General features: G+C 72.7%; 8 protein-coding genes. 3 read left to right on the forward strand and 5 right to left on the reverse strand.

Annotated features, from left to right (window positions below):
* Position 1 precedes the first annotated feature (1 nt).
* Together UWG_RS0107120 and UWG_RS0107125 are read right to left on the reverse strand one after the other, a co-directional pair.
* Positions 2-1648 (reverse strand): DNA repair helicase XPB, encoded by a 1647-nt coding sequence (locus tag UWG_RS0107120; protein WP_237720013.1) that lies wholly within the window; start codon positions 1646-1648, stop codon positions 2-4.
* Between the two features lie 650 nt (positions 1649-2298).
* Positions 2299-4806 carry a helicase-associated domain-containing protein gene (locus UWG_RS0107125; protein WP_016906514.1) on the reverse strand — a complete coding sequence of 836 codons (2508 nt, stop codon included), beginning with the start codon at positions 4804-4806 and terminating at the stop codon, positions 2299-2301.
* Positions 4807-4978: 172 nt separating this feature from the next.
* Between UWG_RS0107125 and UWG_RS0107130 the strand changes: the two genes are divergently transcribed.
* Together UWG_RS0107130 and UWG_RS0107135 are read left to right on the forward strand one after the other, a co-directional pair.
* Entirely contained in the window at positions 4979-6109 is a 1131-nt protein-coding gene (locus UWG_RS0107130; RefSeq protein ID WP_016906515.1) for a hypothetical protein, read from the forward strand.
* 49 nt (positions 6110-6158) lie between these two features.
* Complete coding sequence (locus UWG_RS0107135; protein ID WP_016906516.1) at positions 6159-6788, forward strand: HAD family hydrolase; 630 nt, start codon at positions 6159-6161, stop codon at positions 6786-6788.
* A 10-nt stretch (positions 6789-6798) separates the two neighbouring features.
* Here UWG_RS0107135 and UWG_RS0107140 read toward each other — a convergent pair whose 3' ends face one another.
* Positions 6799-7050 (reverse strand): hypothetical protein, encoded by a 252-nt coding sequence (locus UWG_RS0107140; RefSeq protein ID WP_029391239.1) that lies wholly within the window; start codon positions 7048-7050, stop codon positions 6799-6801.
* 196 nt (positions 7051-7246) lie between these two features.
* On the opposite strand from UWG_RS0107140, the gene UWG_RS33940 reads away from it, so the two are divergent.
* Positions 7247-7630 (forward strand): cold-shock protein, encoded by a 384-nt coding sequence (locus UWG_RS33940; protein ID WP_016906518.1) that lies wholly within the window; start codon positions 7247-7249, stop codon positions 7628-7630.
* A gap of 49 nt (positions 7631-7679) precedes the next feature.
* On the opposite strand, the gene UWG_RS0107150 is transcribed toward UWG_RS33940, so the two are convergent.
* Both UWG_RS0107150 and mqnB read right to left on the reverse strand, forming a co-directional pair.
* A complete protein-coding gene (locus UWG_RS0107150) occupies positions 7680-8540 on the reverse strand; it encodes a 1,4-dihydroxy-6-naphtoate synthase (RefSeq protein WP_016906519.1) in 861 nt (286 codons plus the stop codon).
* Positions 8541-8788: 248 nt separating this feature from the next.
* A partial coding sequence (gene mqnB, locus UWG_RS29605; RefSeq protein WP_033196006.1) for a futalosine hydrolase occupies positions 8789-9470 on the reverse strand: 682 nt, incomplete at its 5' end.

The following is a 9470-nucleotide window of genomic DNA, read 5'->3' on the forward strand; positions in this document are numbered from 1 at the left end:
CTCATCCCTCGCCGAGTAGCTCCTGCGCGTCCGTGACGCGGTACGCGTAGCCCTGCTCGGCGAGGAACCGCTGGCGGTGGGCGGCGAACTCCTGGTCGATCGTGTCGCGGGCGACGACGGAGTAGAAGCGCGCCTCGTGCCCGTCGGCCTTCGGCCGGAGGACCCGCCCGAGACGCTGCGCTTCTTCCTGTCGCGACCCGAAGGTGCCGGAGACCTGGATGGCCACGGTCGCCTCGGGAAGGTCGATGGAGAAGTTGGCCACCTTGGAGACCACGAGGCAGTCGATCTCGCCCTCGCGGAAGGCGCTGAAGAGCTTCTCGCGCTGGACGTTGGTGGTGTCGCCCTTGATGACCGGGGCGCCCAGGTGCTCGCCGAGCTCGTCGAGCTGGTCGATGTACTGCCCGATCACCAGCGTCTGCTCCCCCTGGTGCTTCCTGACCAGGGCCTCCGTGACGCGCTGCTTGCTGAAGGTCGTGGCGCAGAACCGGTACTTCTCGTCGGATTCCGCTGTCGCGTAGGCGAGCCGCTCGGAGTCCGTGAGGTTGACCCGCACCTCGACGCAGTCGGCCGGCGCGATGTAGCCCTGCGTCTCGATCTCCTTCCACGGGGCATCGAAGCGCTTCGGCCCGATCAGCGAGAAGACGTCGGACTCCCGGCCGTCCTCCCGCACGAGGGTGGCGGTGAGGCCGAGGCGTCGGCGTGCCTGAAGGTCCGCCGTGAACTTGAAGACGGGAGCAGGCAGCAGGTGCACCTCGTCGTAGACGATGAGGCCCCAGTCCCGGGAGTCGAAGAGCTCCAAGTGCGGGTAGACGCCCTTCCGCTTGGCCGTGAGCACCTGGTACGTCGCGATGGTGACGGGGCGGATCTCCTTCCGCGTCCCGCTGTACTCGCCGACCTCCTCCTCGGTGAGGGAGGTCCGTCGCACCAGCTCGTGCTTCCACTGGCGCGCGGAAACGGTGTTGGTGACGAGGATCAGCGTCGTCGCCTGGGCCTCGGCCATCGCCCCGGCGCCGACGAGCGTCTTCCCGGCTCCGCACGGCAGTACGACGACTCCGGACCCGCCGTGCCAGAAACCCTCAACCGCCTGTCGTTGGTACGGACGGAGCTGCCACTCGGTCTCGTCGAGGGCGATGGGGTGGGCCTCTCCGTCGACGTAGCCGGCCATGTCCTCGGCCGGCCACCCGAGCTTGAGGAGGACCTGCTTGATCTGCCCGCGCTCGGACGGGTGGACGGCGACGGTGTCCGGATCGATGCGCGTACCGACGAGGGGCTGGATCTTCTTGGAGCGGAGGATCTCCTCCAGCACGGGACGATCGGTTGTTTCCAGTACGAGACCGTGCGCGGGGTGTTTGTTGAGCGTCAGGCGACCGTAGCGGCCCATCGTCTCTGCGATGTCGACAAGCAGTGCGTGCGGGACGGGGTAGCGGGCGTACTCGACGAGCGCGTCCACGACCTGCTCAGCGTCGTGACCGGCCGCACGAGCGTTCCACAGCCCGAGCGGCGTGACGCGGTAGGTGTGGATGTGCTCGGGCGCCCGCTCCAGTTCGGCAAAGGGCGAGATCGCCCGGCGGCATTCCGCAGCCTGCTCATGGTCGATTTCGAGCAAGAGCGTCTTGTCGCTCTGGACGATCAAAGGGCCACCTGGCACGTGCTTCTCCTCCGATCACGGATGGTTCGAGGCCGCCTCGCCTTTCGAAGCGGTGCACTCGCGCTCTGGGCTCCGGGGCCCGAACGCCCCGAACCGGACCCAGAGCCTTGTGCTCCGACCCCGAAGCTCGGGGCTCGGTAACCCGGGCTACGGCCCACGAACCCGGGGCTCGGGGCTCAAAGCCCGGGGCTCGGAGCTCGGAGCTCGGGGCTCGGAGCTCGGGGCTCGGGGCTCGGCTCCACACCTAAGCCCCGGCCCGCCCTGCTGAAAGCGCGGCTAAAGGCTCAGCTTCCAGCTCTCGGTACGCGAGCCTCCGCCCCCGAAGCCCGCCCCGATCCCCGGAGCCGCCCCGAGGCTCGAAGCCCGGACTCGAAACCGGCGTCCAGCCCCAGCCAAGCGTCCAGTGTGCCGCATTCCTGACCCCGCCGGCGCGAAAGCCTTCCCCGAAGCTCAGGTCGCACCCCTGACGCCGCACGCACAACAACGCGCACGACCCTCCCCATTCCGACCACCCAGCGCTCGTCCTGCGCGACGCACCCGACCGGGATCACACCAGAAACCGGTCAGCCCCCGGCACACACCCGACCAGCCATGCCACCGCAACACGACGCAGCCCTCCGACAGCCGAAAGCCCCGCAGCCAAGCCCCGCTCACCCCCCGGAAAGCTCCGCCACCCCCGTGATCCGATGCAGCGGATACGTCCGCACCTCCTCCGCAGTGTGGTCGTACCCGGTGACGAATCCGCCCTCGACGCGTACGGGCGCGAGCACGCGCTGGCTGGCGGCCCCGTCGGCGTTGACGTAGCCGATCCACACCTCGCCCCCCGTGAGAGCGGCCGACTGCATCGTCGCGAGCGTCTCGGCAGCCGTCGTACGCGGAAGCTCACCGGTGGAGCCGGCCTGCCGCTGGCCGCGCGGGGGCGACACCGCTCCGGCTCCCGCGGCCGCCGCGTGATCGCCTGCCCGTACGGCGCGGACGGCCGCTTCGAGCAACGCCGGATCCGGGAGGGGCGGCCCGTCCGGCACCGGGCGCGGCGGCGTGCGCTCCGGCGTGCGGTGACGTTCCGCACGGGCAACGACGACGTCCCCGGTCGCCGACTCGGCCGCAGGCGCGTACCCCATCTCGCGCAGCCGCGTGAGGAGTTGGTCCGGCGGCGCCGGTGAGGCGAGCACGGTGGGGGCGAGGAGGCGCAGCCGCAGTCGGGCGCCGCGCTTGTCGGCGAGGATCTCCGCCAGGAGGGTGTCGTCGTCGCAGCGCACGTACGAGGAGGCGGCTCCGACGCGGAGGGCGCCGTGGCGACGCGCCACGTCGTCGACGAGGTAGGTGAGGGGCTGCGGCACGGGGGTCCGCGCATGCGCGGCGAGGAAGGCGTGGATGTCGGCCGCGCTGCGCCCCGCGTCGAGCCCGCGGCGTACGGAGGCGGGGGAGAAGCGGTACACCGTGGCGCCGCCCTTCGACTCGATGTCCGCCAACGAGCCGAGGACATCGGCGAGTTCGCGTTGGAGCGGCCCGGGGGCCACGGCGGTGAGGTCGGCCTGGAGGAGGACGTGGTCGAGCGGCTCAGGCAGCAGAGGGGCGAGCGCCTCGGCAGCCGCTGCGGCGCCTTCTCCCTCGGACGGCGCGAGAAGGGGGCGTGCGTACTCTGCCAGCGCGCCCCTGCCCGTGACGCCGAGGGACTCGGCCTCCTTCAGCGTCCACTCGGCGAGAGCGCGGCGCAGCTCGCCCGAGGCGCCGCCGCGGAGGGGCTTCTCCCAGTCGAGGCGCGCCTGGACGGAGTCGGGCTCCGGCGCGGTGCCCGGCTCGGGCTCGGCGAGCAGTTCCAGGGTGCGACGTCGTATCTCAGGGGCGGGGCCGCGGTCGAGGCCCGGGCCGAGCGCGGCGTAGCCCCGGCCCTTCGCGTCACGCTCGCCGACGAGCCCGGGGAGCCGCGTCCCGTCGAGCCAGGCGTCGACGAGCCGGACCCACCTGAGGTGCTCCGGCGCCCGGAGCCAGTCGTCGTACTCGGGGGTGGGCGCAAAGCGCTCGTCCTCCTCGCCGTCGGTTGCCACGAGCCCTGCGGCGTAGGCGAGTTCCACCCAGAACGCCGCGACGGGCTCGGGCAGTTCGAGCGCGTGCGCCGTGCGTTTGAGCTCCCGTACGCCGAGTCCGCCGGCGCGCAGAACCGGCGGCGGCTCGGCCTCCCAGAACGAGAGGAGATCCTCGACGACCGCGGTGGCCGCCAGCGCCTGCCCCGCCGCGGCTCCGTCGACGGAGGAGACGGTGTGCGTACGTCGCGCGGTCAGCTCGGGAGCGACGGGGCGCAGTTCGCGGTGTGCGCGCCCCCCGCGAAGATGGAGCGCCACCTCGCGCGGGAGGACGACCGTGGAAGGACCGCTGCGAACGAGCAGCCCCCGATCGAGGAGCCACCGGATCGGCGGGGAGACCGGCCCTTCGTCGGCCCTCGCTGTGCGGGAAGCACCGTCCCGCTGCTCGACGGTGCCGTACGGCGGCCCCCACTCCAGCCGGCCGAGGACCTCCTGCGACTCCGCGGGCGCCTGCGCGAGGAGCGCCTCCATGGCGGTGCGGTCGGCGAAGAGAACGGTCAACGCATCGAGCGCGCTCACCGGATCGTGCGTTCCGGGGAGACCGGTGTGCGAAAGGATCTCCTGCAGGCGCCCCGGGGACATCCCGGCGACGGCTTCGGCGAGCGTCGGCCCCAGTCCCGTGGGTGAGCCGCCCTGGCCCGGACGGCCGGGGCCGAGGAGTTCGCGCGCGGTGCGCACCAGCCGGAGCCGGTCGTCCGGGCCCCAGAGCAGGGCCAGTTGACGCAGCCGGTCCAGCGCGCCGGGGAGCGCGCGCCCGGCGTCGGGGAGGAGCGACCGCAGCGTGTCGAGGCCGCAGGGGTCGGGCGCGACGGCGAGTGCCTCGGCCGTCTGCAACGTGAAGGTGTCGAGGCGTTCGACGGCGCGGACGATCGACGCCCGCGTACCCGCCCTCGTCGCGAGCTGGGTGAGGTCGGCCGGGACGGGGGACAGGAGATCCGCCCGGGTGCGGAGCAGGTCGGCGAGGGACGCGTCGTCGCGTGCCCTGAGCTCGTCGGCGAGCGTCCGCGGGGGTGTGCCACGGCGGTCCCGGCCGTCGGCCGAACCGTCGGTGTGCTGCTGCTGCGCCTCGCTCATCTCTCCCACGTTAGCTGCGCGCCCGGGAGCCGTGGAGTGCCGAACGGTTCTCTCCCACGACCGACGGAGGGGCAAGGGGCGCAGCGCCGCGGTGTGCGGTCGCGGTACCGTCGTTCCGGACGCGCATGGCGGGGTCCCGCTCGGCGGGGCGGGCGAGCACGTTGGGGCAGCGGTGGGGATCGAGAGCGAGCAGCTCGTATTCGACTATCTGAGCAGGGTCGGCGACCTTGCCCACGGCACATCGTTGACGGCGACCGAGCGCGCACGCCTCGTCGGCGACCTGCGCAGCAGTATCGACCGCATGCGGGCGGAGGAGGGCGGCGCACAGAGCAAGGCCGCCGTCCGACGCATCCTCTCCCGACTGGGCAAGCCCGAGGAGGTCGTCTCCCGTGCGGGCGAGGGAGAGGTCGCCGAGCCACGGCACACCCCCGTCGACGCCGGAGCGAGGCCTCCGGGACAGCGCACCCGGCGGCTTCCGTTCCGCGGCCGGCCGAAAGCGGACGGCGAAAGCGGACCGTCGATCCCGTCCCCGCGCGAAGGCGACGCGCAGCAGAAGCCCTCCGGGTTCCCGACGTCCACGGGCGCCGCGCCCCCGCATCTCGCCGGACTCGACGAACTCGGACCCGAGGAGTCCGACCCCGACTGGTGGCGGCTGGATTCCGGCGCGCGCGGCGGGCCGTTCGACACCGGCGCGTACAGTGCGCGGCCGAGCGACGAGGGGGCGTCGCCCGGCGGTTCGGAGGAGATCGTTCCGGGGTTCGTCGGAGGCATCGAGCTGCCCGAGCTGTGGCGTCAGCCGGCGTCCGAGGAGGAGCCGAGGAAGGGGCCTTCGCTGGAGAAGGCGTCGGCGGATTCGGACGTCGAGGAGGAGACGGCGGAGAGCGACGGCGCGGAGACGGCACGGCGCGGTCCCGCCGGCGCTCTGCGCGGCCTTCTCCGCAAGCGGGGAGGGGCCGGGCCGCGGCACGGCGGGATCGTGGAACTAGCCGCTGTCGTACTGCTGTTGGCGGGCGCCGCCCTCGGGTCGCTCATCGCGCTCGCGGTGGGGTGGCTCGCCGCGTGGTGGGCGCCGAAGTTCAGCCGTACGGAAGCGAAGTGGGCCGCGTTGGGGATGCCCGGGCTCGTCGCGATCGGCACGGGGGTGTGGCTCTGGGGGCGGCTCGACGGGCGTTGGGGGGAGCCTCTCGCGGAGGGTTCGGAAGCGCTCGGCGAGGTGATGTCGGGGGCGCTGCCCGTGGTGCTCCGGGTGGCGGCCGTCGCCAGCGCCGTGTTCCTGCTGTGGAGGGCGCGCAGGCAGGCGTAGCGGTCGGGCCCCGGCAGCCGGCACGGGCCCTGCCAGGCAGAATGGCCGCATGGTTGATCCAGCTCCGAACACCGTCCCCGCGGTCGGCTTCGATCTCGACATGACGCTGCTCGACACCCGCCCGGGCATCCGCGCCGCCTACGACGCGCTCGCCGAGCGGACGGGGCAGCACATCGACAGCGCGCTCGCGATCACGCGGCTGGGTCCGCCGCTCGAGGTCGAGCTGGCCGAGTGGTTCCCGGAGGACGAGATCCCGCGGATCGCGCAGGTCTACCGAAGCCTCTACCCGCAGTACGCGATCAAGCCGAGCTACGCGATGCCGGGCGCGCGGGAGGCGGTGGCCGCCGTCCGCGAAGCCGGGGGGCGGGTGGTCGTCGTCACGGCGAAGTACGAGCGGAACGCCAAGCTCCACCTCGACCACCTCGGGTTGACGCCCGACGTCCTCGTCGGCGACCTGTGGGCCGAACGCAAGGCGGAGGCGCTCAGAGCCCACGAGGTGGGCGTCTACGTCGGCGACCACCTCGGCGACGTCGCGGGTGCGAAGACCGCGGGTGCCCTCTCCGTCGGCGTCGCGACGGGCCCGATCCCGGCCGACGACCTGCGCGCGGCCGGGGCCGACGTCGTCCTTCCGGAGCTCACCGCGTTCGCCGACTGGTGGCGCGGCCACCTGGCGTCCTGACGACCGGAGCTCAGCGCTCCGCCGAGACGGTCGCCTCGCGCGCCGCCCGCCGCTGCGCCGCCGCCGTACGCACCACGCCCGCGGCCGCGACGAGGAACCCGACCCCCATCAGCATGCAGACGAAGTACGCGGCGGAGGGGAAGGGCTCCGTCCCGAGGAAGAGCGGTGCGACGGTGACGACCGTCGCGATCGCGCCCACGAGGAAAACGATGCCGCCGATTCGTACGAGAAGATCACCGGCGGAAGGAGTTTCAGCGTTCACTCGCCCAGGGTAGGCCCGTCTTCAAGTACGTGGGGGAACCCCCGGCGGCGCCTTGCCACCGGGCCCTGGGCCATTAACCTTGGTCGATGCGGGTCCTGCGATCCGCTCAACGGCTCTCGGAGCCGATATCGCGTAGGTTTCGCGCATTTCCCGCATCCGCAGACGGGTTCGCCCGCCGAGTACGAGACGAGGACACGTGCCTACCGGCAAGGTCAAGTGGTTCAACAGCGAGAAGGGCTTCGGCTTCCTCTCCCGCGACGAGGGAGGGGACGTTTTCGTCCACTCCTCGGTACTCCCCGACGGGGTGGACTCGCTGAAGCCGGGCCAGCGCGTGGAGTTCGGCGTCGTCGCCGGTCAGCGCGGGGATCAGGCGCTCTCCGTCGCACTGCTTGACCAGCCTCCCTCGGTCGCGGCCGCGCAGCGGCGCAAACCGGACGAACTGGCCTCCATCGTCCAGGACCTGACGACGCTCCTCGAGGGCATCTCCCAGTCCCTCGAGCGTGGTCGCTACCCCGACAAGCAGTCGGGCCGGCAGGTCGCCGGGATGCTCCGGGCCGTCGCCGATCAACTCGACGTGTGACGGCCGGGGCCGGCGTCCGGCGCGCCGGACGCCGGCTCGAGGACTCCGCTCAGGGGAAGCTGAGCTGCTCCGGCTTCAACTGCGGTACGAGTCCCTCGTCCGCCGCCCTGGTGAGCAGGCTGCGGACCGCCGCGTAGCCGTCGTCCCCCAGGTCGGCGGTGAACTCGTTGACGTAGAGCGCGATGTGCTGGTCGGCCACGTCGCGATCCATCTCCTGCGCATGCTCCGCGACGTACGGGCGGGACGCCTCCGGGTCGTCCCACGCCATCCGGACGGAGCGTCGTACGGACTCGGCCAGTTGCTCCAGGGCCTGCTCGCCCAGTGAGCGCTTGGCGACGATGGCGCCGAGCGGGATCGGGAGGCCCGTCGTGGTCTCCCAGTGCTCGCCCATGTCGGCGAGGGAGTGGAGGCCGTAGCGCCCGTAGGTGAAGCGGGCCTCGTGGATGCAGAGGCCGGCGTCGACGGCGCCGTCGCGGACGGCCGGCATGATCTCGTCGAAGGGGAGGACGACGACCTCGCCCACGCCGCCGGGTACCTCCGAGGCGGCCCAGAGCCTGAAGAGCAGGTAGGCGGTGGAACGCTCGCTGGGGACGGCGACCTTCGCGCCGGCGAGGTCGGCGGGGCGGCGCGGCTCGCGGGTGAGGACGAGCGGTCCGCAGCCGCGTCCGAGTGCGCCGCCGCAGGGGAGCAACGCGTACTCGTCGAGCACCCAGGGGAGCTCCGCGTACGAGATCTTGAGGATGTCCAACTCGCCGCGTTCGGCCATGCCGTTGGTGCGGTCGATGTCGGCGAAGGTGACGTCGAAGGCGGGGGCTCCGGCGACGCGGCCGTGCGCCAGCGCGTCGAAGACGAAGGTGTCGTTGGGGCAGGGGGAGTAGGCGATGGTCAGGGGGTGGGGAGGGGTGGGCATGGGGGCTCCTGGGTGGGTGGTGGGTTGGTTTTGGGGCGTTGGGGTGTGGTGGGGCGAGGGTTGTTGTTCGGGTCTGGGCTTCGGGAACTGGGCTGGGCCCGCGTCTCCGGGGTGAGCTCCGGGCTCCGGGCTGATCTCCGAGCCCCGAGTCCTGAGCCCCGAGCTCCGAGCTCCGAGTCCTGAGCCCCGGGCTCCGAGTCCTGAGCCCCGAGCTCCGAGCCCCGAGCCCCGAGCCCCCGAGCCAGCCCTCACTCCCACCCCACCAACACCTCCGCACCCCCCCGAAACACCCCACGCAACCCCTCCAACGCCCCCGGTATCGCCCAGCTTCCGCGGTCGCGTGGACCCACGGCATTGGAGACGGTCCGAAGTTCAAGGACGGGGACCCCGTGCGCCGCGGCGGCCTCGGCGACGCCGAACCCCTCCATGCCCTCGGCAGCCGCTTCCGGATGGCGCCCCGTCAGCTCCCGGGCGCGGTCGGCGGTGCCGGTCGCGGTCGTGACGGTGAGGACGTCGCCGAGCACGCCACCGGTCGCAACGGCCACGGCGTACGCCAGCCGGTCCGGCGAGTGGTGCTCGGAAGTGCCGAAACCGAGCTCCGTCACCGGCAGGAACCCGCCTTCGGCGGTCTGCGCCCCGAGGTCGGCGGCGACGATCTTCCGCGAGACCACCGCGCCCCCCATGCACAGACCGGAGCGCTCCACCGGTCGTCCCGAGTCCGCGCCGCCCGCCGTCCCGGTCGCGACGTCGGCGACCTCGTCGACCTCGCGACCGTCGTGCAGGCCGCCCGCTACCGTGCTGCCGAAGCCCGGAAGGAACCCTCCGCCGATCCCCGCGGAGACGACGAGGCCGTACCCGGCATCCCGGCCTCCGGCAACCGCCGCCGCGGTCAAGGCGGTTGCCGTCCCCGCGGCTGCGGCGGCAGGGCCC

Origin of the sequence: Streptomyces xiaopingdaonensis, from assembly GCF_000262345.1 — a bacterium.
Lineage (GTDB): Bacteria > Actinomycetota > Actinomycetes > Streptomycetales > Streptomycetaceae > Streptomyces > Streptomyces xiaopingdaonensis.

Excerpts from the sequence above, each read along its gene's own strand:
- UWG_RS0107125 (WP_016906514.1), bottom strand. The coding sequence starts at position 4,806 with ATGAGCGAGGCGCAGCAGCAGCACACCGACGGTTCGGCCGACGGCCGG.
- UWG_RS0107135 (WP_016906516.1), top strand. The coding sequence starts at position 6,159 with ATGGTTGATCCAGCTCCGAACACCGTCCCCGCGGTCGGCTTCGATCTC.
- UWG_RS0107150 (WP_016906519.1), bottom strand. The coding sequence starts at position 8,540 with ATGCCCACCCCTCCCCACCCCCTGACCATCGCCTACTCCCCCTGCCCC.